This is a genomic window from Gemmata obscuriglobus (assembly GCF_008065095.1).
Lineage (GTDB): Bacteria > Planctomycetota > Planctomycetia > Gemmatales > Gemmataceae > Gemmata > Gemmata obscuriglobus.
In genome coordinates, this window is sequence record NZ_CP042911.1 from 7,552,754 (window position 1) to 7,577,042 (window position 24,289).

At 71.6% G+C, this 24,289-nt stretch carries 32 protein-coding genes; 7 read left to right on the forward strand and 25 right to left on the reverse strand.

Annotated elements, in window-relative coordinates:
• Window positions 1–11: 11 nt before the first annotated feature.
• The 4 genes from GobsT_RS31070 to GobsT_RS31085 form a co-directional block, all read right to left on the reverse strand.
• Complete coding sequence (locus tag GobsT_RS31070) at window positions 12–614, reverse strand: RNA polymerase sigma factor (RefSeq protein ID WP_029600852.1); 603 nt, start codon at window positions 612–614, stop codon at window positions 12–14.
• A gap of 651 nt (window positions 615–1,265) precedes the next feature.
• The gene (locus GobsT_RS31075) at window positions 1,266–1,529 is read right to left on the reverse strand and encodes a hypothetical protein (protein WP_010039022.1); all 264 of its coding nucleotides are present in this window, start codon (window positions 1,527–1,529) and stop codon (window positions 1,266–1,268) included.
• A gap of 77 nt (window positions 1,530–1,606) precedes the next feature.
• Window positions 1,607–2,074, reverse strand: a complete 468-nt coding sequence (locus GobsT_RS31080; RefSeq protein ID WP_010039020.1) for a hypothetical protein — start codon at window positions 2,072–2,074, stop codon at window positions 1,607–1,609.
• Between the two features lie 12 nt (window positions 2,075–2,086).
• Entirely contained in the window at window positions 2,087–3,310 is a 1,224-nt protein-coding gene (locus GobsT_RS31085; protein WP_010039018.1) for a DNA polymerase Y family protein, read from the reverse strand.
• A 143-nt stretch (window positions 3,311–3,453) separates the two neighbouring features.
• Here GobsT_RS31085 and GobsT_RS31090 point away from each other — a divergent pair, with 143 nt between their 5' ends.
• Window positions 3,454–3,861: a hypothetical protein gene (locus GobsT_RS31090; RefSeq protein WP_148087935.1), complete on the forward strand. Its 408-nt coding sequence runs from the start codon at window positions 3,454–3,456 to the stop codon at window positions 3,859–3,861.
• Between the two features lie 82 nt (window positions 3,862–3,943).
• Here the strand turns inward: GobsT_RS31090 and GobsT_RS31095 are convergent, their stop codons facing one another.
• From GobsT_RS31095 to GobsT_RS31120, 8 genes are all read right to left on the reverse strand, one after another.
• A complete protein-coding gene (locus GobsT_RS31095) occupies window positions 3,944–4,180 on the reverse strand; it encodes a hypothetical protein (RefSeq protein WP_010039016.1) in 237 nt (78 codons plus the stop codon).
• Between the two features lie 65 nt (window positions 4,181–4,245).
• Window positions 4,246–4,713 carry a hypothetical protein gene (locus GobsT_RS31100; protein ID WP_010039013.1) on the reverse strand — a complete coding sequence of 156 codons (468 nt, stop codon included), beginning with the start codon at window positions 4,711–4,713 and terminating at the stop codon, window positions 4,246–4,248.
• Window positions 4,701–4,847: a hypothetical protein gene (locus GobsT_RS38330; RefSeq protein WP_010039012.1), complete on the reverse strand. Its 147-nt coding sequence runs from the start codon at window positions 4,845–4,847 to the stop codon at window positions 4,701–4,703. The genes GobsT_RS31100 and GobsT_RS38330 overlap by 13 nt, the downstream gene beginning before the upstream one ends.
• A gap of 6 nt (window positions 4,848–4,853) precedes the next feature.
• Window positions 4,854–5,123 carry a hypothetical protein gene (locus tag GobsT_RS31105; RefSeq protein ID WP_010039011.1) on the reverse strand — a complete coding sequence of 90 codons (270 nt, stop codon included), beginning with the start codon at window positions 5,121–5,123 and terminating at the stop codon, window positions 4,854–4,856.
• A gap of 14 nt (window positions 5,124–5,137) precedes the next feature.
• A complete protein-coding gene (locus tag GobsT_RS31110) occupies window positions 5,138–6,304 on the reverse strand; it encodes a S8 family peptidase (protein ID WP_010039009.1) in 1,167 nt (388 codons plus the stop codon).
• Window positions 6,277–6,423 carry a hypothetical protein gene (locus GobsT_RS38335; protein WP_010033604.1) on the reverse strand — a complete coding sequence of 49 codons (147 nt, stop codon included), beginning with the start codon at window positions 6,421–6,423 and terminating at the stop codon, window positions 6,277–6,279. Before GobsT_RS38335 ends, GobsT_RS31110 begins: the two co-directional genes overlap by 28 nt.
• A gap of 23 nt (window positions 6,424–6,446) precedes the next feature.
• Window positions 6,447–6,947: an AP2/ERF family transcription factor gene (locus tag GobsT_RS31115; RefSeq protein ID WP_010033603.1), complete on the reverse strand. Its 501-nt coding sequence runs from the start codon at window positions 6,945–6,947 to the stop codon at window positions 6,447–6,449.
• A 229-nt stretch (window positions 6,948–7,176) separates the two neighbouring features.
• Window positions 7,177–7,449: a hypothetical protein gene (locus tag GobsT_RS31120; protein WP_010039001.1), complete on the reverse strand. Its 273-nt coding sequence runs from the start codon at window positions 7,447–7,449 to the stop codon at window positions 7,177–7,179.
• Between the two features lie 199 nt (window positions 7,450–7,648).
• Here GobsT_RS31120 and GobsT_RS31125 point away from each other — a divergent pair, with 199 nt between their 5' ends.
• The 5 genes from GobsT_RS31125 (at window position 7,649) to GobsT_RS31145 (ending at window position 10,003) form a co-directional block, all read left to right on the forward strand.
• Entirely contained in the window at window positions 7,649–7,855 is a 207-nt protein-coding gene (locus GobsT_RS31125; protein WP_109570750.1) for a hypothetical protein, read from the forward strand.
• A 106-nt stretch (window positions 7,856–7,961) separates the two neighbouring features.
• Complete coding sequence (locus tag GobsT_RS31130) at window positions 7,962–8,210, forward strand: hypothetical protein (RefSeq protein ID WP_010033600.1); 249 nt, start codon at window positions 7,962–7,964, stop codon at window positions 8,208–8,210.
• Window positions 8,211–8,314: 104 nt separating this feature from the next.
• Window positions 8,315–8,551 (forward strand): hypothetical protein, encoded by a 237-nt coding sequence (locus GobsT_RS31135; protein ID WP_010039000.1) that lies wholly within the window; start codon window positions 8,315–8,317, stop codon window positions 8,549–8,551.
• Window positions 8,552–8,673: 122 nt separating this feature from the next.
• A complete protein-coding gene (locus GobsT_RS31140; RefSeq protein WP_010038999.1) occupies window positions 8,674–9,546 on the forward strand; it encodes a hypothetical protein in 873 nt (290 codons plus the stop codon).
• A 124-nt stretch (window positions 9,547–9,670) separates the two neighbouring features.
• Window positions 9,671–10,003, forward strand: coding sequence for a hypothetical protein (locus tag GobsT_RS31145; RefSeq protein ID WP_010038997.1), 333 nt, complete (start codon window positions 9,671–9,673; stop codon window positions 10,001–10,003).
• An 88-nt stretch (window positions 10,004–10,091) separates the two neighbouring features.
• On the opposite strand, the gene GobsT_RS31150 is transcribed toward GobsT_RS31145, so the two are convergent.
• From GobsT_RS31150 to GobsT_RS31170, 5 genes are read right to left on the reverse strand one after another with little or no spacing between them, the layout of a single operon-like run.
• The gene (locus GobsT_RS31150; protein WP_010038993.1) at window positions 10,092–12,590 is read right to left on the reverse strand and encodes a glycosyltransferase; all 2,499 of its coding nucleotides are present in this window, start codon (window positions 12,588–12,590) and stop codon (window positions 10,092–10,094) included.
• A 28-nt stretch (window positions 12,591–12,618) separates the two neighbouring features.
• A complete protein-coding gene (locus GobsT_RS38340) occupies window positions 12,619–14,310 on the reverse strand; it encodes a hypothetical protein (protein WP_162542120.1) in 1,692 nt (563 codons plus the stop codon).
• Window positions 14,310–16,097 (reverse strand): hypothetical protein, encoded by a 1,788-nt coding sequence (locus tag GobsT_RS31160; protein ID WP_010038989.1) that lies wholly within the window; start codon window positions 16,095–16,097, stop codon window positions 14,310–14,312. Before GobsT_RS31160 ends, GobsT_RS38340 begins: the two co-directional genes overlap by 1 nt.
• 1 nt (window position 16,098) lies before the next feature.
• Window positions 16,099–17,406, reverse strand: coding sequence for a hypothetical protein (locus tag GobsT_RS31165; RefSeq protein WP_010038987.1), 1,308 nt, complete (start codon window positions 17,404–17,406; stop codon window positions 16,099–16,101).
• Between the two features lie 9 nt (window positions 17,407–17,415).
• Window positions 17,416–18,132 (reverse strand): hypothetical protein, encoded by a 717-nt coding sequence (locus GobsT_RS31170; protein WP_010038984.1) that lies wholly within the window; start codon window positions 18,130–18,132, stop codon window positions 17,416–17,418.
• Window positions 18,133–18,332: 200 nt separating this feature from the next.
• Between GobsT_RS31170 and GobsT_RS31175 the strand changes: the two genes are divergently transcribed.
• A complete protein-coding gene (locus GobsT_RS31175; RefSeq protein ID WP_148087936.1) occupies window positions 18,333–18,935 on the forward strand; it encodes a hypothetical protein in 603 nt (200 codons plus the stop codon).
• Here GobsT_RS31175 and GobsT_RS31180 read toward each other — a convergent pair.
• From GobsT_RS31180 to GobsT_RS31215, 8 genes are all read right to left on the reverse strand, one after another.
• Window positions 18,932–20,608 carry a hypothetical protein gene (locus GobsT_RS31180; RefSeq protein WP_109570749.1) on the reverse strand — a complete coding sequence of 559 codons (1,677 nt, stop codon included), beginning with the start codon at window positions 20,606–20,608 and terminating at the stop codon, window positions 18,932–18,934. The two genes, GobsT_RS31175 and GobsT_RS31180, sit on opposite strands and share 4 nt — an antisense overlap.
• Before the next feature lies 1 nt (window position 20,609).
• Window positions 20,610–21,002, reverse strand: a complete 393-nt coding sequence (locus GobsT_RS31185; RefSeq protein ID WP_010042900.1) for a hypothetical protein — start codon at window positions 21,000–21,002, stop codon at window positions 20,610–20,612.
• Between the two features lie 14 nt (window positions 21,003–21,016).
• A complete protein-coding gene (locus tag GobsT_RS31190; RefSeq protein WP_010042898.1) occupies window positions 21,017–21,352 on the reverse strand; it encodes a hypothetical protein in 336 nt (111 codons plus the stop codon).
• Window positions 21,353–21,354: 2 nt separating this feature from the next.
• Complete coding sequence (locus GobsT_RS31195; RefSeq protein ID WP_010042896.1) at window positions 21,355–22,230, reverse strand: phage tail tube protein; 876 nt, start codon at window positions 22,228–22,230, stop codon at window positions 21,355–21,357.
• A gap of 99 nt (window positions 22,231–22,329) precedes the next feature.
• A complete protein-coding gene (locus tag GobsT_RS31200; protein WP_010042894.1) occupies window positions 22,330–22,809 on the reverse strand; it encodes a hypothetical protein in 480 nt (159 codons plus the stop codon).
• 37 nt (window positions 22,810–22,846) lie between these two features.
• Complete coding sequence (locus tag GobsT_RS31205; RefSeq protein ID WP_148087937.1) at window positions 22,847–23,191, reverse strand: hypothetical protein; 345 nt, start codon at window positions 23,189–23,191, stop codon at window positions 22,847–22,849.
• Window positions 23,192–23,193: 2 nt separating this feature from the next.
• On the reverse strand, window positions 23,194–23,991 hold the full coding sequence (locus tag GobsT_RS31210; RefSeq protein WP_109570748.1) for a hypothetical protein: 798 nt from the start codon (window positions 23,989–23,991) through the stop codon (window positions 23,194–23,196).
• Between the two features lie 12 nt (window positions 23,992–24,003).
• Window positions 24,004–24,288 (reverse strand): spike base protein, RCAP_Rcc01079 family, encoded by a 285-nt coding sequence (locus tag GobsT_RS31215; protein WP_010042887.1) that lies wholly within the window; start codon window positions 24,286–24,288, stop codon window positions 24,004–24,006.
• Window position 24,289 lies beyond the last annotated feature (1 nt).

A 24,289-nucleotide genomic window follows, 5' to 3' on the forward strand; every position in this document is an offset into this window, starting at 1 on the left:
GCCGCGCGGCGTCAGTCGCGCCCCTCGAGTTGACGAATCTCTTCGTGGAGCATCTTTTGCACACGGCTCTTGGCCACGTAGACCATGCCGACGGGCATTCCGAGAGTGGCCGCCACCTCGGCCCCAGAAACGTCCTGAAGAGCGAGCAGCTGGAACGCCCGCCACGTCCGCGTCTCAACGCGCTGGGCCACCCGCAGCATCGCCAATTCCAACAACTCGTAGTCGAATTCCTCTTCCAGCTTGGCCGCTAAATCGTCGCGTGCCTCCACGGAGTGGAGCACCCCCAGCGTGTCGCTGTCCCCGGTGCCGCCGCCCGGCCGCTGCTGGCTCGTGACGTACTTGGCCCAGGCGTGATGCGCGACGGTCTTGAGCCACGCCCGAAAGCTGCCGGCGGGGTCGTACTCGAACTCGCGCAGCTTGCTCGCGAGGATCAGCAGGACGCTCTGGGTCACGTCTTCGGCGTCCGCTTCTTGGAGCTGCCACTGCCGGCACCACACGTAGATCCGCCGCCCGTACCGCTGAACGAAGTTCCCCCACGCCACCTGGTCAGTAGGGGCCTGTTGCAACCGCCGCAGCAGACTCAAATCGGTGCCGCTAGCGAACTGCTGGTCCATCCTCAATAGCCCCCGGGTCGCGAAAACCTTGCGCTGATTTTCCGAGGGCGAGCCCGCGCCCGCAAATTGGAAAACTCCGGACCGGCCAATTGCGCTGTAGGATTTCCACCTCGGCTGCTCAATTTCCCGACACTTCGGCGGGCGTTTGGACGCCCTCGCATTCCGGAAGCCGCACTGTGAGAACGGGCAGGGCATGTGCAACACCTGTCCGCGTCTCCAGACGCACCAGGGACCGCGCCGTAACCGGATCGAACGCCTCGTCGAACGCCCCAGTCGCGATCATGATAACATTATTGCACACATATTATCACACGGGCACTTCATAAGCTGCCGGGTACCGGTGTGATCGGTCCACACGAGGCGACCGGGGCCAGATTGCTTGTGAAGCAAATACGACGGGGTGAGATTGCAACGTGGGGACACTGGTGCGGTTCCTCTTCATGTTCTGTGGAATGATTACACAGAACGCGAAGAGGAGCCGCGTCCGGAATCCTCCGGAGCAAGCGGAAAATGCAGCAGCTAAAGGACTTACGGCCAGTGGGTCCGGTGGGAGTCGAACCCACTTCCAAGGTGTTATGAGGACAATACACCAATCGCCGATTGTACTGTATTTATAGGCGATCGGCGATTTTATGCCATCTCGCTTGCCGCCTAGCTTGCCGGACTACTTCCGGTCACGCTGGCCCGTTGAAGTATCGCCCCTTTCATCGTCCGCTCCGCGAACAGCACCTCGACCTCTACCCCGTGCCGCTCGTCGCCCATCGCCGCAAGCGCGGCTTCGCGCCATCCGGGATACCGCTCGTCGAGCCACCCCCGCAGCCGCACGAGCACTTCGCGCGTCGTCAGATCGAGCAGATGCGGGTGCCCCTCGGTCCACAGAGTAAATTCGGCGACGACGCGGGCGATCGATTCCACAGTGTTGCTCCTGGTGAAGGGGGAGAAGGTAACGCGCCAGTATGTGACGCGCGAATCACCGTTGCGGGTTGGGCGTGTCAGATCACCTGCCCCTCCAGAACCGGCATCCACTCCGCGCTGCACATCACCCCGTAGTAGCGCGTGGCCGGCTCGGTGATCAGGTACACCACCGGCGCCCCGGCCTGGTCGCGCACGAGCAGCCCCCGGAGCCCTACCTTGACCTTGTACCAGACGCCGTTCATCATCCCGAACGAGGTCGGTACCAGCACCGGCTCGGGTTCGAGCGCGGCCCATTTCCCTTCTTCCACCGTTTCTTTCCAGGTCCACCCGGTCGGGGGCAGCATGCGCTCGCGTCGGTCCTTGTTTCCCCAGCGCACGACCTGGAGCCGCCCGTTCCACCACACCGGCAGCAAGGTCGGTGTCGCCCGATAATAGAACCGCACCTCGGGCTCACCGCCCCTCTTGTGGACGCGGTCCGTAAGCCCGTGCCCTTCAACGAGCGTGGTCGGCAGCTCGCTGAGCGCGAGCGCGATGGCGACACACACGACAGCGCCCTCTCAAAAGCAGACCTTGCCCCGCACGTCACAGATGTCGAAATCGGTGGCCGGGTCGCGATACACCTTCGGTAGGAACAGGGTCGCCCCGCTCCGCACTTTGAACCGCCCGTACCGCGCGTTGATGGCCTCCTTCGCAGAGGCTACCGCGTCGAGTTTCGGCTTCGGTTCGTCGAACAGCGTCAGCTGGATGCCCCTCCCGCGACGCAGTTCCGGCGCGATCACGTGCATGTGCGTGGCCGTCGCGTGTGGCACGTAGGCCCGGCGCAGCGCGGTGCGGGCGGCGTCGAGGAGCTCGTCGAACCGGTCCGACGCCGTGGGCAACCGGCACCCCCCGCCCGTCTCGCCGCCGCCCTTCCACGCCAAGGAGATCGCCAGCGCGTCGGTGCGCACGTTGTGGTATCGGAGCTCCTCGATCAGCCGCTCCAGGTTGCGCACCGTCCAGGCCCACAGCTGCGCGGGGTCGCTCACGTCGCCCATCAGGCTCCCGCCGCGGGTGAGGACTTGGTGCGGTGCCCGCTCGGGGCGGATCGGGAGCACCTGGGTGCCGTTCAGTTCGAGCCAGATCTCGTAGCCCGTTTTCGTGAGCAGCTTGTTCACGAGCCGGCCGTCCGCGTCCGCCAGGTCCAGGCAGGTGCGGATGCCGTAGGGCGCGAGTCGCACGGCGCGGCGCCCCGCGATGCCCGAGATCTCGGTCACCGGCATTCGCGAGAGCAGCTCCCGCTCGTGCTCCCGGTTCAAGACGGCCACCGCGCCGAACGGCTTGCCGGTGTCGCTGAACAGCTTGGCCAGCGTCCGCGTGCGCGCCACCCCGATCGTCACGGGCAGTCCCGCCACCGCCAGGATGTGGTCGCGGATCTTCGTCGCCGTCTCCGCCAGGCTCGTGCGGTGCGAGAGTTCGCGGCACTCAAAAAAGAACTCGTCGATCGAGTAGTACTCGACGCTCGGGGCGAACGATCCCACGATGCCGAGCATCTTGCGGGAGAGCACCTCGTACCAGTAGAAGTCCCGCTTCATGTACACGCCGTCGGAGCAGAGCTTCTTGGCTTCCCAGATCGGCGTGCCCGTCTTCACCCCGTCGCGCTTCATCTCGTAGCTCTTCGCGATCACACACGCGCCGTTATTGCCCAGCACTCCGACGGGCTTGCCTTCCAGTTCCGGATGCCGCACCCGCTCGGCCGAAACGTAGAAACAGTCCGCGTCGAGATGAGCGATAAATCCGGGCATAGCGATTCTTTGGGTTAATGCGGCGGGCCGGGTTGTCGCGCCCAGTGCCTGTGCTTGAATATGGCCACGCGTACACTATTGGTCAATTGGGGTACGTGTTCCGGTGCGTTCCGGGTGTGGCTGTGGCGGACGAGTCACCACGAGTGCGGGCAGCCCGGCTGGTCCGTGAGCTACTTGACGTGTGTGCGTCGATGGACGCGGTCCCGACTTTCCGGGTCGTCGACGCGAGAGGACGGGCCGCGGTCCTCGTGCAAATGTGGGACGCCCGGTCGATGATGCCGACGGCCGACATTGAAAAGCGGCGGCCCGCAGAGGCGCGAGACATGTGCCGCGCGGACATTATGGACGTGATGCGGGCGACCCCGGGGCCGAAGACCCGGAAGGATATCAACCGCCTGCTCAAAGAAGCGGGCCGTCAGCACGGGCCGGGAACCGTTGCAAAGGCTCTCGCAGAGCTAACGAAGAGCGGGGATCTGGTAAACCCACAAGACAAGAAGGGCTATCGGCTCGGCGGGTGGCGACGCGATCAAACGCCGAGCCTGTTCGACTGACCGCGAGCGCAAGTTGCGCACCGGGTGGCAACCCGGATGCGCACACCTCTTGCTCACAAATCGCTACTCGGGCGCCGTGCGGTCACGGGGTCGCGCCGACGCCCCCGGCCGGGGTCGTCGTCGGCAGCTTGATGAGGCCGAGCTGGATCAGCAGGGCGAGCAGCTTCGGGCCGTACTCGCCGATCAGCCGCAGCAGGGTGCCGTCGCCGATCGCCTCGGCGCCGACCGGCGCGTCGCCGGGCATCGGGGCTGCGGCGGGCTGGAACGCGTCGGGCGGGAGCGGCGCGGGGGCGTGAACGTGGAAGTGGACCTGGATCATGTCGGGCTCCTCAAGAGCGGGCGAAGGGGGACGGGGTGCGGGCGCCCGCACCTCCGGGGCGAACGCTACTTGACCGGGATCACGAGCCGCTGCTGCGGGAGCGGGCACCGCCCGTTCGGGCAGCCCGGGGCGAGCGAGTAGCCGGGCAAGACGGTCGGCGCCCCGGGGTCGGCGTGCCGGTAGGTGCCGTCGCCGTTGGGCAACAGCACCCGCCCCGACACGGACACCAGCGCCCCGGCGGGGAGCGCGGCCGTGGGGTGCGGGGACGCGCTCACGTCCAGGCCCGGCGCCGGCGGCACCGGACACACCCCACCGGGACACGAGCCGTCGGGGCACGAGCCGTCGGGGCAGGCGCCGCACGGCGGGACCGCCGCGGACAGCCGCGCCGGCTCGGCGGACGGGCACGCGCCGCACACGCCCTGGCGGGCCGCGCGGCGCTCGCGCAGGCGGTCGAGGATCGGGCCGGCGAGCACGTCGCCGGCGAACAGCCCCGCGACCACGGCGACCGCGGCGAAGCGAATCAGGTTGCGCATCTCAAGCTCCCTTGCAGAACGGGACAGAAAACACCCGCCACGCCGGTGTGGCGGGCGGTGAACAGCGCCGAGGCGGCGCACAGGTGCCACGCCGCGGGGATCAGCACGGCGACGGTGAGCAGGAGCGTGACCACGGCGGTTCACTCCTTCTTGGTGGGAACGGGCGGCGTGGAACTCGGGTCCAGCGGCGGCGCCGCGCCCGTCTCGCCGACCAGCACCACTTCGACCTCGTGCTGGCTGTCGCGCACCGCCTGGGTGAGCTGCTCCTGCACCAGGTCCGCCTCGCGGTCCGCCAGCGCCGCGTTCGCGGTGTGCGCGGCGGCCCGGCACCGGTGGTAGGCGGCGCGGGTCGCCAGGTCCCGCAGCCGCTGCGACATCGCCCGGATCTCGGCGACCGTGTGGCCCGACATCGGCGCCCCTCCGCTCACGGCCGCGGGGCCAGTTCGAGGACGATCCGCTTCACCGGCCGGCCGTCAAGCGTGAGCCCGGGCAGGACCAGCTCCACCTTGTCCCCGATCGGCACCGGCACCACCGGGTCCTTCGGGTCGGGCACCGGGGCGTCGCCCGCGGGCAGCAGTTTGGCCGGCTGGATCAGCCCGAACCCGGTCGCGGTGTCGCGCCCGGACGGCGGCAGGTCCTTCGCCGTCTCGCCGATCCGCTTGGCGAAGTCGTCCGGGGTGGGCTTCACCCCGAGCGCCTTGCACCGCGCGACGTACAGCGCCGCACACCCGGCGACGTACGGCGTGGCCATCGAGGTGCCGCTCATCGTCGCGAACCGGTCGCCCGGGTAGCACGAGCGGATGTTGACGCCCGGGGCGGCGATGACCACCTGGCGGCCCCGGGAGCTGAACGACGCGGTGGCGAGGGCCGAGTCGATCGCGGCGACGCAGATCACGCCCGGGGAGCCGCCCGGGTACCCGACGGTCCCCTCGCGCGGCCCCTCGTTACCGGCCGCGGCGATCACCAGCACGCCCTTAGCGCGGGCCGCGGCGATCGCGGCCCGGATGCGCGCGTCCTCGGACGGGCTGCCGAGGCTCATGGAGATCACGTCGGCGCCCTGCTCCACCGCCCAGTCGATCCCGGCCGCGATGCCCGAGGAGAGCCCCGAGCCGGAGTCGCCGAGCACCTTGCCGACGAGCAGCTGGGCCTCGGGCGCGACGCCCACCATGCCGACCGCGTTCTCGGCGGCCAGCACGATGCCGGCGCAGTGCGACCCGTGCCCGTTCACGTCGGAGCTGCCGGAGCGGCTCCCCGTGAAGTCCCGGGCGGCGACGATCTGGGCCTTCAGGTCGCGGTGCCCGGAGTCGCACCCGGTGTCGAGCACGGCCACCCTCGCGCCCTTCCCCTTGGTCACCTTCCACGCGTCGGGCACCCCGATCGCGGCGTGCCCCCAGTCGGCCACGTCGCCGGCGTCGGCCAGCGCCTGCACCGCGCTCGGCGCGAGCTCGTTGGGCGGCAGCTTGTACTCGCGGTCCGGCTCGGCCGCGGCGGCCGGCGGGGGCGCGGGCAGCGGCCGCTCGGCCCGCGGGAACGCGAGGCCGGCGGCGCAGAACAGGGCCGCGGTCAGGACCGCGGCGGCGTAGTGTCGCATGGGTGCTCCGGGCGGGTCGGGATCGGGTCCCGCGACACGTCCGCCGGCGGCGTCGCCGGGGCGGTGTGCGGGAGCTCGGGGACGGCGGACAGGGCGGCGAACAGGACGAGCGCGAGCATGACGGCCTCCGGGGGAACGGGTGCTAGTACTTCCCGGCGCGCCGGGAGGTGTCCGCGCGGGACAGCATGGCCTTGGCCACCAGCCGCCCGTACGTGGCCTCCAGGAACGCGTCCCGGGCGGCCACCGCCTGGGCCTCGGTGGCGAACCAGTCGCCCACCCGCTGGTAGCTCCGCTTCCGGTCCCCGCCCGCGCCGGGCGCGGCGGTCGGGATCAGCACGAAGTACCGGACCGGGTCCCCGCGGCCGAAGCTGTACTGGTTGCGGCTCGCGCGCACGAACTTGGGCTTCGCCGCCAGCTCGCCCCACCAGTACTTCTGGACCGCGCCCCGGGCCTGCCCCGGGGTCCCGAACGTCCCCAGGTTCACGCGGGTGCGCGTCTCCGGGTCGTACGGCCGGGCCTGGTACCGCCCGCCCTTGACCCGGCGCACGTACCGGTCGGGGTCGGCACGCCAGGTGCGGATCACCCGGTCGTCCTGTGCGGGCGGGCCGGGCGGTGGTGCGGACGGTGCGGCTCCGACGGCCATTGACCTTCCCCGTGTGCGTGGGAGAATGACAACGGCCGGTCGGCTCGTCACGGGGCGCGACACCAGGGGCGGTGGGAGTTAGCGGCTCCCGCCGCCCGTCGCGTTTACGGGGTCATGGTGCCCGGGCGGGTTGCCCGGATGGAAGTGGGGCGCGGCCGCGCGCCCGCAGATGGGAAGTCGGTCACCTCACCAGCTCTGAATTCCTCGAACCCAGCGTGCGCCTCCGACCTCATGAGCCGCCCTTCGGCTTGGGCGGCCGCCCGCGCGTCTTCGCACCGCTCGCGGCAGGTGCGGGCGCCGGCACCGGCGGGAGCGGGGGCAGCACCGGCACCGGGGGCGGGTTGTCCATGTGCCGCCGCAGCGCCATCTCCAGGTGGCCCACGATCGTCTCCCCGCGGTCCCGGCAGAACTGCCGGAACCGGTCCGCGAGCGCCCCGTCGATCTCGTAGTTGAACTGCTTGGCCCCGGCCACGTTCTGCCGGGGCCGCGTCCGCTTCGCCATGTCCGCACCTCGTCCGCGCCACCGCAGTGCCCCGCCCACTCTACGCGGCCCCCGCCCGGGCGTCACTAGTGTCGGCCTAGAAATTCCCCAGCGATTTCCCTTCGCCAGTCACTAGTGATTCGCTAGCATGCGTCCCGTTGGGGCGTGCGACGGGCGGCCATTCGGGCCGCCCGCGTGCGTTCCCGGGGAGGGTCTGGCGATGTGCAAGGCCGAACTGCCGGGCGAGATCAAGGACCGGCTGGTGAACGCGGTGACCGCGTTCGACACCTGGGACGAGCTGAAGGCGGCGATGGACGGCGGCTACGTGCCGACGATCCGGGGGGAGACGGAGAACGAGCGCAAGCTCATCTGCCTGATCCTGGCCGAGGGCTACCGGGCCTGGGGCAACAAGGGCCGGAACTGGTGACCCGCGGCGGGGGCCTCCGAGGCCCCCGCCCTCTTAATGCAGCCCGCGGCTGGAACCGCGGCCGGTCGCAAGCCCGGGTGAATGCAGAGCGCGGGAGGGGTTCGGAATGCAAGCGGTGAAGAACGTGGCGGGGTGGGCGCTGGGGGCGGCCCTGGTGTGGTTCCTGATCACCTCGCTCAAGGCGGTGGCCCCGGCGGCCGCGGTCGAGGCGGCCCCGGTCGGCGCGCGGGTCGGGCACCTGCTGCTCCACCTGGCCCTCGGGTTCGCTTACGGGCGGTGCCTGGTCGGGGTGGTGGCGGCGGCCCTGAAGCCGCTGTGGGACCGGTTCCTCGACGGGCCAGCCCGGACGACGTGACCGATCGCGGCCCCGAGAAACCGGGGCCGCGGCCCTTAACCCGACCGCCCCACGGTGGGGCGCTGGTGACAAGTCCAGCAACGGGGAGTCAAGGGAGGCTGCTCATGCAAGCCGACGACGAGGCGTTTTGCGCGCTGGTGCGGCGGGTCCAGGGGAACCTGGACCGCGGGCTCCTGTGCGAGGAGGAGGACCACGAGGCCCTCTCCGAGCGGCTCCGGGGGTGCGAGACGGTGGCAGACGTGGAGGCGCTGCAGCGGACCGCGCTGCGGTGGAACTACGCGACGCGGCCGCTCGACCCGTGGGACGACTGGCAATCCACGCTCGACACGACGCGCAACTAGCCCGACGCGGCCCCCGAACCCGGGGGCCGCGGGCCGTAATGCAGCCGCCGCGGCACGCGCCGCGGCGCCGGTCCCAAGCCCGGAGCGAATGCAGAGGGGGGTGAACGAACGGAGGTTTTCAGATGGTGACAACGGAAGCAACGCCCCGGGAGCAGACGGCGGACGTGAACGGCGTGCACGTCCGCGTCGGCCCGTGGCGGGACGGCGGCCTCGCGGCGAGCGTGTACCCGCTCGCGGGCGGCCGCGGCCCGAGCTGGGTCAGCGACGACCCGGAGGCGGTCGCGCTGGCGCGGGCGGTGATTGCGGAGCAGCGGGGCGAGGAGGTGCTCGCCGACTACCTGGACGACAACCCGCAACCGGACACGTGCGGCGAACGGGCCGCCAGCTTGCTGCGACAGCACGTGACCCCGCCCCGCGTCCACACGCGGACGTGGCCGGGCAGCGGGACCGCGACGGTCACGGACATGGCCCACGCCGGGAAGCGCGGCAAGACCTGCCGCGTGCTCCGGTTCAACGGCTGGGGCGCCGGGGCCGCGCGCCCGGGCACGCCCGAGGACCGGTGCGGCGGGTTCTGCCAGGGCGTCTGCCACTGGCTCGACGGGATCAGCCTGCACACCGACTTCGAGGCGCTCCGGGCCGAGCTGCTCGCCCGGCTCGCGGCGTACACCGCGGGCGACCCGGAGGCGGCGCGGGTGTACGGGATCGTGGTCCGCGACGAACAGATCCGGGGCGTCGACGCCCCGGCGGTGCCGCTGACGGCGGGGGTCCCCGGCGCGTGGTCCGCCGGCGCGGACGAGACGGGCGTGACGATCCGCGATCTCGACGACGTGAACGAGTGGATGGAGATCACCCCGAGCCGGCAGAGCGGCAGCGAGGCGTACCGCCGTGCGGCCAAGGTGTGGGCCCGGGTCCGGACGGCCAAGACCCGCCTCGAGGCCAGCGCCATCTTGCGGGCCGCGGGGTGCAAGCTCCACGGCTACTGCGGGCGCGACTGAGCGCCCGCCGCGGCCCCGGTTTCCCGGGGCCGCGGGGCCGTAATGCGGCTCCCCGGCGCGGGCCGGGGAACGGTGGCCAGCCCGTGCAACGCAGAGCCGGGTTCCTGTCAACGGAGGGCCGTTCGTGAGGAAGGCGCTTCAGCTGCTGTTGGGGTTGGTGTTCGCCGGCGGCACGTGCAGCTCGGCCCACGCCGGGCTCACCGGGCGGGCCGGGCCGGCGGGCGTGCACCTGGTGTTCGTGGGGCTCCACGCGGCGTTCGCGGTGCGCCTGCTGTGCGCGGCGCTGGCCGGGGACCGCGGGCTCCTGGGCGACGTGCCCCGGAGGGCCGCGCTCGACGCCGCCCGCGAGGACCGGCGGCTCGCGCCGGAGGACCGGCCGGCGCGGGTCACGCACCCGTCCCACGCCCTGCGCGAGCGGGGCGCGGCGCCGCGGGTGCGGCGGCTCGCCGCCCGGTAACGAGTTCCGCTTGACCGCCCCGGGAGCCCGGGGCGATTCCATACGCTGAGCCCCCGGCGGGAGAGATCCCGTCGGGGGCTTTTTGCGTTTACGCGGCCGCGCCCGCGGACCACGTCCCCCACTTCGGCTCCTGCCCCTTCTTGACCAGCCCGCACGACTCGGTTGCGAGCGGGAGCTTCGCCTCCAGCGGGCACCCGCACGCGGCGCACGCGTCCAGCGCCCGCTCCTCGCACAGGGCGCACTCCGCCTGCCGCGCCTCCAGTACGTCCAGCGGCACCGTTCGGCGCCCGCCCGCCACGTGCCGCGCCATCGCCGCCGTGTAGTTCATCGCCTGGCGCCACAGCGCCGGCTTCTGTTTCACGTCCTCCGGGCACCGCGACAGAACCATCAGCCCGTGGTTGTTCCGGTCGCGGCGCGTCACCACCCAGCCCGGGTGGCGGTGACAGAACGCCCGCAGCGCGTGCAGCACGCCCGGGGCGTCGGGCCGGTCGCCGCTCTCCCCAAACGTCTCGGTGCAGTGGACCGCGATGTACTTCGCCACCCGCTCGTGGTGCCGCTCCAGCAGGGGCATGAGCGCGTCGGCGGTGTGCTCGGTGTCGATGAACAGCAGGTCCACCGGGGGCAGGTCCGCGGTCGCCGGGTCGGCCGTGCGGCCCTCGAACCGCGCCCCCAGCCAGCCCTTCATGCGCTCCCACTGCGGCTTCGCGCGTGGGCACACGCTCACGAACGTGCCGTCGGCCGGGAGGCCGGCAACGATCGCCGCGTCCGCCGGCTTCATCCACAGCGAGAGTTCCGCGGCGCTCGTGCAGCCGGCCGCCAGCGCGCGCAGCGTGCCGACGTGCTCGTGGAAGTCGGACGGCTTCGCGGCCGACGCCTCGGCCCACGCGGCGGGCGTCGGGTGCGCGTTCGCCTCGCACGCCGAGCACCCGGCCGGCTTCTGCGGTTTGAACTGCGTCACGTCCACGTTCGACACGGTGACCATCGGGCCGGGCCACCAGTGCCGCGCCTCGCCCCAGTGCGGGTGCCACAGGGACGCGCCGCGCGGCTCGTAGCACACGTCCCCGTGCGCCGTGAACCGGCCGGCATTGTGATTGACGTGAACACTCGGAGTGCCACTCATGCCCGCGGGGTCGGCGGGCTCCAGCCGCGCCCAGGCGGACCGATCGGCCTCATGGTCCGGCTCAAGCACCACCGCCGCGCCGCTCGCCGCCTCACGTTCGGCTCGCGCGAGGTTGCTCTGGATCGTGTCCCAGCGGAGGCAGAGCTGGTGCAGGGGCTCGTGTCGCTCACGCACCCGCTGCCAGCCGGTGCCGCTGAGGCCGATGTAATCGCGGTGCGACACCACCGGGGCCGACGGGTGCGCGGCGAGGGCGTCCCCGAGCCGGTCGAAGTACCCCGGGGGGTACAGCACGTCGTGCTCGCAGAACGCGACCGCGTCGTACTCCTCGCCCGAAGCGGTGGCATGGGCCACCGCCTGCCGGATCTGGGCCAGGATCGTGTTATAGCCCCGCTTCCGCGCCCCGATGAAGCTCCGGAGCATGATCCCGGGGGTGTTCACGCTCGGGAGAATGCCCAGGTTCCCGCCGATCTCCCAGGCGCACGCGCTGACGGTCACGTCGTGCCGGATGGTCTGCTCCCGGGCGTCAATCACGGACTGAAGCGAGCGCATGAGGAGGGGGTCCGGGGCGCTGTTATCGCTGTACCACAGGGCCAGTATCCGCTGCCGCGTTGGACCCGGACGGGGGCCGTCAAGGGGCTGAACGTGCGCCGCGGTCTTGACGAGTCTGTCCCAGGTGTCCGCCCCCAGGTTCTTCCCGAAGTGCTCGCGGATCTGCTGGTCCGCCTCAATGCCGAGTTCGCGGTGACCGACCAGCAGGTTCCACACGTGGTCCTCGGTGCGGAGCGGGTACGGGGGCGGCGGGTTGTTGTGCCAGCCGGACACGTCCCGGAACTTGTGCCGCCACCGCAGCCCGGGCACGCACAGCGCCCGGCCCCCGCGGCGCCGCACCACCTCGTGAACGTACCCCTCCTCGCCCCCGAACCCGTTGAACAGCGGGTGGAACCCGGGCCACGCCGCGGTGCGCATGAGCCACAGCCCGAGGCCCATCATGGGGATCTCGAACGGCTCGCCGGCGGGGGCCGCGCCGCGCGGGTCCGTGTCCCAGGTGCCCCACAGCCCGCCGCCCGGGTTCGGCTTCCAGTGTGTGCTCAGCCCCCGGCCGTCGTCGTACACCAGCGGCCCGGACACGATGTCCCGCGAGTCCGGATAACGTGAGGCGAAGTCGAGGGCCGCCTGCACCGCGCCCGTTTCCAGAATCACGTGGCTGTCGATGCACAGGGCCCACGGGGTGCGAGCGAACCGGAACACGGCGTCCCGGGGCTTGGACGTACCGGTGAGGTCCGGGCGGTGCAGGTACCGGCCGCCCACGGCCCGGGTGATCGCCTCCACCCGCGGGTCCCGCGCTGGGGTGTTGTCCACCACCAGGTACTCGACCTTCGGGTGGTTCGCGTGCAAAGCCGAGAGCACGAACCACACGTGGTCCGGCTCGCCCCGGGTCGCCATGCCGATCGTCAGCGGGCTGCTCATGTCGCTCGTCTCGTGAAGCTGGGGCCGGTCAAAACGGGCTGCTGGTGCTGAGCCCGGTGGTTACGGGCGGCGGCGGTGGCGGCGGTGTGGTGGTCGTGCCCGCGCCCGCGCAGGTGCCGTTGCACGACGCCAGGGACATCGGCCCCGTGACCGTGCAGCCCGCGCACTGGTTAATCGGATCGAAGGAGCACCGCGCCACGCCCCCGGGGCACTGGCAGCAGTAGTAGTCCACCGCCGGGCCGCCGCTGGTGGTGGTCGGCGCGGGTGTGGTGGTGCTGGTGGTCGTGGTCGGCGCCGCGGTCGTGCCGCCGCCGGGGCCGCAACCGTTGGTGCACGCGACCTCGGACGGGAACTGCGACCGCAGGGTCGGGGTCTCGTAATTCTCGCACGGGTGGCCCGGTTCGTTCGTGCAGACGAACCGAACGAATCCCTGATACCGGCACTGCCAGCAGGAGAACGGTTGCGCGGTGGTGGTGGTGGTCGTCGTGGTGGGCGGCCCGGCGGTGGTGGTCGGCGCGGCCGTGGTGGTGACGGGCAGCGGCACGCACGCCCCGGCCGCCTGGGCGCAGGTGCCGGACGGGGCGCCGGGCGGCACCTGGCACGAGCACCCGCCCGCGTTCTCGCACGGCCGCACCACCTTGTCCCAAGCGGTGCCGCTGTCCGAGCCCCAGATGCAGTCGCCGCACCCGGCCGGGGACGCGGTGGTCACCGCCGCGCACGGGTCGGCGGCGCCGTGGACGTAGCAGCGGGTGGCGGCCTCGTGACCACAAGAGTTCCCGGGGGCGGCCGGCGCGTCGCAGGAGCAGTTGGGCACGCGCGAGCCGGCGCAAGTGTCGCCGATCTTCTCCCAGCGGTCGCTCTCGCCCGCCACCCCCGACACCCACACCCAGCGGCACCCACCGTTGCAGAACGACGGCGGCACCACGCACGGGGTGTGTGCCGGCGCACAGGACGAGCACGCCCCGGCCGGCGGCTGACAGCCGCAGTAGCCGGCGCACCCGTTGCGCGTCTGCACCCACCCGCGGACCGGGTGACAGAACCAGTCGCACCCGTCGGCGCAGTCCGCCGGGGCCGGGCACGGGCCGCCCGTCGTGGTCGCGCCGGTGCAGTTCGGCGCCTTGGCGTCTTCGGCGAGGCGGCCGCACGCGGTGGTGGCGCAGGCGTCGGCGGCGGGGCACCACGTCGGGGCCAGGCAGGCGCAGCCGGCGGCGCAGGTGGAGGCGGTGCGGGTCCAGGCCTTTGCGGCGGCGGAGTAGGTCCACTGGCACGCGCCGGCGCACGGGCCGGCGGTCGTGGTGGGCGCGGCGGTCGTTGTGGTCGTGGTCTCGCCGACCGCCCGCACCACGGGCACGATCCCGAGGTCCGCGTCGGCCTCGCCGACCACGCGCCACCCCGGCTGCCCCTTCCGCAGCTTCCAGGTGCCGGCGCCCGCACCCCAGGTCTCGCCCGCCGCGGGGGTGCCGTCGGCGGCGTCGTACAGCGCCCACACCGGGCCGTCGGGCGCGGCCGCGCCGACCGCCCCGGCGGGCGTCGCCTCGCCCGACAGCACCCACACGTACCCGCCGTCGGCGTCCGGCTGCGCGACCGCGTACGGCCCGGTCTTGCCGCCCCCGACGGGCCGCACCAGCGCGTGCGCGGGCGCGTCCGCGCCGGCGGCGAGGGCCACCGCGAGCCAGTTCAGCCCGCGGTCCGGGCCGTCGAACGGGAGCGGGTGGAACATCACGCGAGTCCGAACGGGGGCGGGAGCGGGCCGGGGTCCCGGAGCCGCCGGGCCGGGGGCGGGGCCTGCCGGGCGCGGCGGTCGTACAGGGACTTGCCCAGGAACCGCCGCAGGTCCTCCTGCCGGCGCCGCTCCGGGAACGCGGGGAGGTACTGGGCGTGCTCGCTGTTGCGGCTCACGCGCGTAGTGGCCGGCTGCCCACCGCCCACCGACCACGTGACCTGCTGGATCGCCCCGTCCGGGTCGAGGGGCACGATCCCGGCGTACGTGCGGTCCGCGGCGCCGGCCGGCGCGTACCGCGCGTTCGCCGCGTTCAGGTAGTAGGTGGCGGCCGGGATCAGATCGTCCAGGTTGTCCCCGGTGCCCTTCGGGGACATGTCCTTGATCTGCCGGTTGGTGCGGACGATGCGCACCAGCTCGGGATGCCGCAGCACCTCCGGCGGGCACCCGAGTTCGACCAGGCCGGCGAGCGTGCCGCCGTACATCCACCGCTCCGGGACGCGCCCGACGACCGAGCGGATCGTGAACCCGGTGAACAGGAACAGGTCCGGCGCGAGCTTCCGGCCCCCCGCGTATTCGTACATCTGGCGGCCGAACGTCACCAGCCCGCGGGCGCCGTCGATGGTGGGGCGCCACGGCAGCACCTGGGAGCGGTCGGTGTGGTCAAAGGCCCGCGGCAACTCGCTCCGTGTCACCCCGTCCGCCGGGGCGATGTACACCTTCCCGCACGCCTCCGCGGGCTCGGTCATCGGCTGCCCCAGCAGGTCCTTCTGCCGGTAGTAGATGACCGGCCCGAGGACGAGCTGGTCGCGGTCGCGGACCCGCCCGTACCCGCCCACGTTGGGGCCGTCGACCGCCGAGTTGACGACGTCGGCCATCTTCACCCGGAACGTCCGCCACACGTGCCGCCGGGCCAACTCGCGGGCCTCCTCGGCGGTCAGCTGGTTCGTGGCCGACGCCTCGAACATGGTCTGGGCGTTGCACTGGCTCCACCCCCGCGGCGGGCGGTAGCTCAGGTCGTCGATGTGCCGGACCTCGCCCGACTTCTCCAGCCCCACCGGCTCGAGCGCGAGCCAGTCGTGGTAGACGGTGGGGCCGCCGGCGAGGACGATCGTGTTGGGCCGCTCGGGCAGGTCCAGCGTCGTGCTGTTGCTGACGAAGGGGAGGTTGTCGGGCAGCGGCTTCCCGGCGCCGGCGGGGGCCAGCAGCACGCGGTTGGCGACCGGCTGGTACACGACCCGGTACCCGACCTCGGCGGCCAGCGCGGCCAGCGCGGACGCCGGCACCTCGTCGTCCCACTCGACCGGCACCGGCACCGCCGGCGGCGGGTCGATGAGCGGCGCGGTGAGCTCGTTCATGGCCGCGAGGCAGTCGGCCATCAGCAGGTGCGCGGGCCGGTACGTGCCCGGGGCGTACGGCCCGCCGGCGGCGATGTACTCGCCCGGCGGCAGGTTCGTGAGGTCCTCCTTGCTCGCGAGCTGGTTCCAGTTCCCCGAGATCGCGCCGTACCGCCACATCCAGCGGCGGTCGGCGATGTGGAGGACGACGGTGCGGCCGCCGGCGGGCGAGGCGCCGAAGCTGACGTCGGTGACCCGGCACCGGTCCAGCTTCACGGTGCCGACGCCGTCCGTGATGACCAGGGTGCCGAAGCTGCGGACGGTGCGCAGGTCCTGCTCGGGGATCTCCAGGGCGGCGATCCCGGGGCCGACGTCGTGGCTCACGGTGTACGTGCACGACACGCACCCGACGGCGCCCGGCCACCACGCCTGCCCCAGCCGCACGCCCATGTCACATCCCCGCCGCCGTGTACTTCTTGTGCCGCCCGAACCCCCACCACGCCACGTCGGCGCCGCGGTCGTCCGGCCCCGCGGGCGGCCGGCACTCGTACCACTCGACGGGGTTCGTGTACGCCACCGGCGCGTCCCCCGCGCCGCCGCGGCTCCCGGCGAACAGCCGCAGGGTCGTGATGGTCAGGGCGGCGAGCCCGCGCCGGTACGCCTCGCCGCCGTTCTCCAGCAGCGCGACGGTGCCGGTCCCGTCGAGGTACAGCACCCCGCCGCGGTTCTTCAGGGACCCGCTCACCGGCCCTTGTAGCGTGAGCGTGCCGTCGGTCTTCACGACCGTGGCGGCGCCGTTGAGGACCTCGACGGTGCCGCCGGACTGGTCGAGGTTGGTGAGGGTCAGGTTCGGGCCGCACCGGACGACGGCGTCCGAGGACACGCTGGTGCGGTAGCTCACGTTCAGGTCCGCGACGGTGCCGGCGTCGCCGGGCAGCCGGTTCACCCCGACGTACCCCTTGAACACGTACACCGCGGCCGTGGCCGCGAGCTTCAGGTCGAGGGCGTCCCCGCTCGCCTGCTCCGGCTGCCCGGTGTCGCGCACCGTGACCGTGGTCGATGCCGGTGACAGGTCGAGGCGGACCCGGCGGCTCGCGCTCTCGACGTCCGCAACGGTCGCGCCGATCCGCAGCCGCCGCGCCCGGTACTCGGGGTAGCCGGTCTCCGGGCTGCTCGCGTTCGTGTGGTCCGGAAGCCCGATGGAGGACGAGCTCGGGTAGCCCGGCAGGATCTTGAGGGACGCGAGCGTGACCGCGCCCTGGTCGAGGCCGTACAGGATCGACGGCCCCTTGGCGATGGTCACGTCGTCGCCGGTCGCCGGGACCGCGTTCTCCTCCCAGTTGGCCGCGACGCTCCAGAAATTGGGGCCGCTCGCGGCGGTCGCGACGGCGCCGGTGGTGGCCGCGGTGCCGCCCTGGATCGTCTGGGCGTCGGCCGCGGTGCCGCCGGCCTCGAGCGGGGCGAGCGTGACCTCGAAGTCCTTGCCGGCGGTGTCGTGGGTCAGGGTGAGCGTGGTGCCGTTCGCGCTGGCCGTAATTTCGGCGAACTCGGGGTAGTTCCCGCTGTCGAGGTTGTTCCAGGCGGTGGCGACGTTGGCCACCGCGGTGGCGGTGGTGACGGAGCCGACGGCGAAATCGGCGCGCTTGCCGTTCGCGAAGCTCGCGCGCACGAGGTCGTCGGCCTCCCACGTGCCGCCGAACGCGAACGTCACCACCTTCGCCACCCGGGGCGCCGCCCCGGCCCAGTTGCGCGCGGCCATTGCTGCTCCTCACCCCGCGGGCCAGCGGTTCGGGACGCCCGCCAGCGGGGTCGCGGACACGAACCGGTACGCCCAGCTCACGGGCCAGTCGACGTACACCCCGTTGCGGAGCCGGGGCGAGCCGAGCGTCGGCTCGCCGTCCACCTCGAGCTTGCCGGGCCACAGCGGGGCCGGGGGCGTCGGGTACCCGGTCAGCCCCACCGCCTGCCCGATCTGGGTGGCGCGGAACGCCGTGTACAGCGCCAGCACCTGCTCCTGCGGGGGCGCGTTCGCGCACTCGACCACCGTGCGCCGCGGGCCGCCGCCGCTGAACGCGAGCGTTTCCGTGAACGACCGGAGCAGGTTCTCGCCGCCGCCGGCCGGGTAGTCGGCGGTGGCGACGATGGAGTAATCGACGAACGTGGTGAGCTGGGCGCCCGCGCCGCTCGGGTAGCTCGGCGGCTTGACGATCTTCACCCCGGTCGTACTGCCCGCGTTCGGGAGCTGCCACACCACCGTCGGCCCGTCCGCCAGCACCAGGTCGCGGTACCAGACCGCGTACGCGCGCTCGAGCTGCACCATCTTCACCGCGAGCGCGGCGGCGGTGTCCGCCTGGAGCTGCCCGGAGATGGTCCAGGTGACCCGGCGGGCGTAGTACTGGCCGGCGTCGTTCTCCAGCGCCTGCTGGTCGACCGCGACCGCGCACTCGCCGTCGTCGTGCTGGTAGCTCCCGTAGCGGACGATCACGGCGCGAACCCCCGGTTGGCCCCGGGTTCAGTGTGCGGGAGGGGGTTGCCCGGATGAAAGGGGGCGGCGCGCTAAGTCCGGTCCCGGGAAGCTATTGGCGCGATCCCGCCGATCGGGTCCAATACCCCGGTGTGTGAGTGAGGGGCGGGACGGCGCGCGGGCCGCCGCCGCCGGTGCGTGCGCCCGCACTAGGGTGTCGCATGCGCTGGCTCGTGTTTGTAGTCTCCGTCCCATTGCTAACTTGTTGTGGCCGCCCAGCGACTGATGAGGCTTCGTCAGCACCAGCCACTCCGGCGGCTGTGGTTGATGATTTTGAGTCCGCCTTTAGCGCTGCGAAGCGAGAAATAATCGCTGCCACAGCAGACGGTGATAAAGAGGCTGAGCTATTACGGTTGCTCGACCTTAAGGATCGTGAACTCGCGCATGCCAAGATGGCAGCTGTCGAGGCTAATAAAAAAGATGGGAGTGATGACGATGTTCACTGGTTTGCCGCGAATCGTCTGGCGCGCTGGCACACGGCGCGTGTGATGTCGCGTGCCGCGAATAGCCAGGATTTTGTGCGTGTTGTCCGCGCCGTATGTGACCGAAATGCGCCAGAGCGGCCAAATAAGTTCCAGCTTATCCAGTTCATGATTGACTGGGGCGCGGCCGATTCGCTGCTCCATGTTGAGGCAGTCGATTTTTTTGTGACCCATCCGAGGCGCGTCGAGGAACTCTCCCCCGGCGCGAAGGACCGGCTTCTGCGTTTTGCAGGCCAAGAGGCGATGCTTTTTGTGCCACAACAAGCCCGTACGGAACCTTAGTTTGCCCGCTCAATACGCCCGCGCTCGGAGTCGAGTTGCGGGCGGCGGAGGTCGATTTGGAGCTGCTTGATCAGCGCCTCACCGATCAGCTCCTTCAGGTTCATCTGCTTGAGCTTCTCCGCCATGACCGCCGCGAACTGCTGCTCGTCGATCTGCACCCGGACGTCCACCTTGGCCTTGAGCTCCTGCTGGAGGCCGCTCAGCGTGTCCAGGTCGCGCAGGCCCGCGAGCTGGAAGAGTTCCTTCAGCTGAGGGTCGTCCTTCACGTCACGCGTCAGCTTGTCCTGCACCAACCCGGACGTGATCGGGTTCGCCGAGAGCCGCGACAGCTCGTCGGCGGTGACGTTCTCGCGCCCGCCGGACTGGAACCGCTTCGCCGCGTCGAGGAAGTCGAACTGCTCGGACTTGCTCAGCGCGCCGTACGCCTGGGCGCCGCCCTTGGCCTTGGCGTACTCCTCGTCCAAGATGGCGAGCTGCGTCTTCATCGAGTTTGTAACGGCCTTCCGCAGCTCCGCCTCCTTCTGGAGCAGGGTGAGCTGCTTCTCCTTGCTGGCAGTGATCTTCTCCTCCAGGATCTGCAGCGCCTGCCGGGCCTGCCGCTCGGCGCGCTGCTCCTGGTTCATCGCGTCGAGGTAGCTGGAGTCCGTACCCGTGGCCCCGCGTGGCCCGGTGTCCGAGAACCGGGCCACGCGGGGCCCCACGTAGCCCGCGATCCGCTCGAAGATCGGGGTCGCGGGGGTCCTCAGCAACCACGGCATCCGGGACACGTATACGTCCGCCCGCAGGTCCTTCGCCTCCTTCTCCTCGGCGAGCGTGCGCTCGCGGGCGGAGTTCCACCGCCTCCACGTCGAATCCACCTCACGGCGCGCAAATCCGACGTCGCTGTATGCCGATGTGGCCCCGGCCGAGGCCTCTGCAACGCCACGCCGGGCCATCTGGACCGCCTCGTCCGCGGCCCGCATCCGCGGGTCCTGGTTCTCCTGCACCCCGCCGATGGCGATGCTCGCCGCGGCGGCCGTCAAGGAATCGGGATGCCGCATCGCGATCCGGTCGCGAAAGTCGAGGTGCGGGTATTTCCGGATAGCATCGAGACGGTTCCGGGCGTCCCGGCTTTCGCCGTACAGGCCCTGGAAGCGGCGCCGGTACCCGAAGTCGACCTCGCGCTGCGCGAGCTCGACCGGCAGCGCGATTGCGTCGCGGTCGAGCCGGCGGGCGGTGTCCGGGTCCACCAGGCGGTCGACCGCGTTCTTGGCGTTGGAGAGGAACGCCGCCAGCGCCTCCCCCACCACCGGGATCGCCTTCGCGAATCCCAGTACCCGCTCCCGGCTCGTGAGCAACTCGTTGTCGAGCTGCCCGAACGCGTGGGTCATGTTGGCGACGGTGGCCGCCACGGCCGCCCCCGTCGCGAGCCAGCCGGCCGCAGCGCCCGCGACGCCCATCACCCCGGCCCCGAGGGCACGCGCGCCCTGGCCGACGGCCGCGGCGCCGCTGCCGACCTGCGCGAGGATGCCGGGCTGGCGCGGCCCGATGTCGCTCATTGCCCGCTTCGCCTGCTTGGCGGCCTCGTCCACCTTCTTGGCGTCGGCGGCGAGGAGCTCCATCGCGCGGTGCGCGACGGTCGGGTCCGCCGTGAGCAGGAGCCGCAGTTCGAGCTGCTTCAGGGTGGGGAGCACGTCACAGCCCCTTCAGAAGTGAGCCGAGGGTCAGGAGCCCGTGCCGCGCCCGCTCGGCCCGCTCGGCGGCCGCTCGCGCGCCGCGGATGATGGCGGCGTTGCGGCGCACGATCGGGTCCGGCGGGAACGCCCCGACCGCGTCGCACTCCAGGAAGTGCAGGTACGCGGCGCGGTTCTTCTCGCTCAGGTCCTGGGCGCTCGCAGGCACCGGCTCGTCGCCGGGCGCCACCTTCGGGCACCACTGGCACGGGGGCTTGACGCCCCGCGGCCGCGCCACGGGCCGGCCGCCCCGTTCGACACGGTGCCCGAACTGGCCCGGGCCGCGGTCGTGGTACAGGTGCCGCGCGCAGTCGTCACACGAACGCGCCGCGATCTCCGGGTGAAGGAGGAGCACTCGCAGCGCGAAGATCAGTTTTTTGCGTCTTTGGCCTCGTCCGCCGGCTCGTACCCGAGGATCAGGTTCGCCGCCCACGCCCGCACCGCGGGCACCAGCCGGGCGACCTTGTCCGGGTCGCGGTACTCGCGCCCGTTGATCGAGACGAGCTGCCGCCGGATCAGGTCCGCCTCGGCCGCCTCGTGGACCGCCGCGTCCGGGGAGGCCATCTTCTGGCGGAAGACGTGGCGCTCCTTCGCGAGCGCCGGCCGGTAGCTGATGGTGAGTTCCGGGTGCAGGCCCGGGACGGCGGGGACGGTGCGGACGGCGGTGTAGCCGTCCGTAATGAGCAGCGGGTCGGTGTCGTGCATGGTCAGCCCGTGGAGTCGTTGGTGACGGCGATCGGCGGCGCCCCGCCGGTGGTGCGGCGGGCCGTGCCCGCCCAGGTGAGGTCGCGCGGCCCCCGCTGCCCGAGCGGCAGCGGCTGCTTCGGGGCCGAGACGCCGGCGAGGTTGAAGGCGATGCTGCGGTTCCCGTTCGTGAACATCGCCACCACCGCCACGCCGCTAATGGCGCTGCCGTACAGGGCGGCGGTGTCCCCGTAGGGCAGGCTCAGGTTCACCCCGACCATCAGGTCGGTGGCGCTGATCGAGCTCGGCGTGACCGAGTTGTTGAACCGCACCTGCAGCGCGTTGTTGATCTCGATCGAGATGGAGCGGAACTGGTGCGCCTGGCCGCCCACCGTCAGCACGCAGTCGGACATGACGTACGGGCCGGCGTCGTCGTCGATCGCGTCGGCCTCGGTGGGGTCGGTGTCGACCGCCTCGTCGATGCCGACCACGTCGAGCGCCAGCCCGAGCGGCCCGCCCTCCGCGGCGCTGAACACCGCGCGGTTGACCTTGAGCCCGTTGTACAGGTGCTTGGTGCCGTCCCGGTAGGTCTTGACGAACCGCGCCGGCACGGCCTCCGCGAGCGGGAAGGCGTCCGCGTTCTCGTTGCCGCCGAGGATCCACGGCAGCAGCAGGTCCAGCTCCGAGGCGACGGGCGCCATTTGGATCGTGCCGGACACCTGCCGCTGGGTCTCGCGCACGCGGCCCGCGCTGTGCTGGCGCGTGCCGCGGATGCCGTTGGTGTCGGTGAGGGTTTGGTTCAGCCCGAGGGTCGTGCCTTCGAGAAACTCGATAGCGGTGTACGTGGCGTCGTCGGCCGACAGCCACATGCGGTCGAACGTCCCGATCTGCTCCGCCATGACAGCACCTCACCCCCAGCGGAACACGCGGCCCGGTGAGGCCTTAGTGTGCGGGGGCGGGTTGCCCGGATGAAAGTGGCCGGTGCGGGCGCCCGCACCTCACGCGCGCGGGAACCGGCCCACGCAGTTCACCACCAGCGCCGTGGCGAGTACCTGGAACAGCGGCGCCTTCTCGTCCACGATCGGCCCGCTGTCGCCCACCTCGCACACCGCGACCTGGGCGACGCCGGCGAGCCGCTGGCGGTTGAGCGACGTCGTCACCAATCTCCTGAACCCCGTGAGGTCCGTCGGCCCGGTCCGCTTCTCCCCGTGGCTCTTGCCCGAGCCCAGCAGCATCACTGCGACCGGGTAGCCGCGGCCGTCCTGGCGGTTGGTGCCGAACTCCGGCCGCTCCTGCTCCGGGCCGACGCAGCACACCACCCCGCACGGGCGCGTCAGTCGCGCGGCGTCGTCGAGCTCGTCCACCGCGTGCCACGGGAGCGGCGGCGCGGCGAGTTCGGTGGCGAGCGCGTCGGTGGCGGCCTGGAGCGCCGCTCTGACGGCGTCGCGGATCAGCACGTGGTAATCGGTGATGGGCATCGGTCCTTCCGGTGGGGCGAGGCGATGAGAGCGGCCGTCACACCGGCACCGGCTCCAGAACCTGCGGCTGATACCCACGGGCCGCGAGCCACGCGATCACATGAACCTCGCGGTCGTATACGGCGGGATCGACCGTATGCGCCGCGCTGCCCGGGATCGCGGCCGTGAGCCCGCCGAGCGCCGCCACAGTCTCCGGGCCGCACGGGGCGCAGCAGCCGTAGGCGGTGGGGGCCGCGCTTGCCGGGCCGGGGAATGGCACGAGGGGGGCCGCGAACGAATAGGCACCTGCGGCCGGTGGCGAGGTCAGGTAGGGCGATACGGCTGCTTCCGCGAGGTCGCGGGTGCCAGCGGGGACGATTGCGATAACGTAAACGGCTGGCACCGCTACAGCCCTCCGAGATAGGCTTCGAGGGCCGATTTGGTTCCGGCACTCAGGAGCGAACCGGACAGAAGAGAGAACCCGGAAGTCCTACCCAGGTAATTATTTAAACCCGCTTCCGCACCAATATTCAATTGATTGGAAGTCGGGAAGGGAGCGCCGACCCAGTTACCAACAACAGGCGTCCCGCCGTTGAATGAAATTCTAGTCTGCGACAACGCGTTGTCGTATTCCACTACGATCGTATTGGCGCCCGTTGTGTCTCCGGTGAGATAGGCTGTAGCTAACTGCGATCCACCCGCGCCGTAAATGTGCGACCCGCTACCGGTCGAGCCCGGTGGGCTACGGACGTGGTGCCCGCGCAAATCACCTCCGACCGCATTTGAGCCGTAGAGTATCGATGTACCGCCTGATTTGATTGATCGATTGCTACGCGCCCCAACGGTAACCGCCTGACCGGATGGGGTGGGAAGATTCGCGTTGGCGACAAGGCAATCGTCCACCCCGTCGAAGCTCAGCGACCACAACAACCCGCCCTCGAAGTACAGCAGCGGGCGCGCGGCGTCAGAAGGGGCCGTAAACACCACCTCACCGAGCGGGCCGAAGGGCCACACCGCCACCCGCACCGGGTCCAGGTGCGAGACGGCCGGGATCGTGCGGGCCAGGTCCTGCCACAGCAGCCCGTTGGCGCGCATCCACGCGACCAACAGCGCGTAGCAGGCCGCGCCCAGGAACGCGAGCGGGTTGACCAGCCCGCTGCGCCGTCGGGTCGATGTCAGCGATAACCCCAGGCTCAGATTCACCGCCGCCCCCGCTCAGTAGATCGCGGTGATGTCGCCGCCCGTGGTGCCGGTCGCCAGGACGCGCCGCACCCGGTACGGGTACGGCATCCCGGCCGCCCGGTTCTTGAGCGTCACGGGCGTGCCGGTGCCGCCGTTGCTCGCGTCGGACGCGAAGATCACCCGCACGTCGCCCGCGGTGCCCACGTCGAAAGCGCGGCACGGGCCGTTGGGCAGGTCCGTGGTGTCGCTCGGGACCACCGCGATGCCGATGTCCCCCGGGGCGTCGAGCCCGGTGTCCTTGTGCCGGTCGGCGGGCATG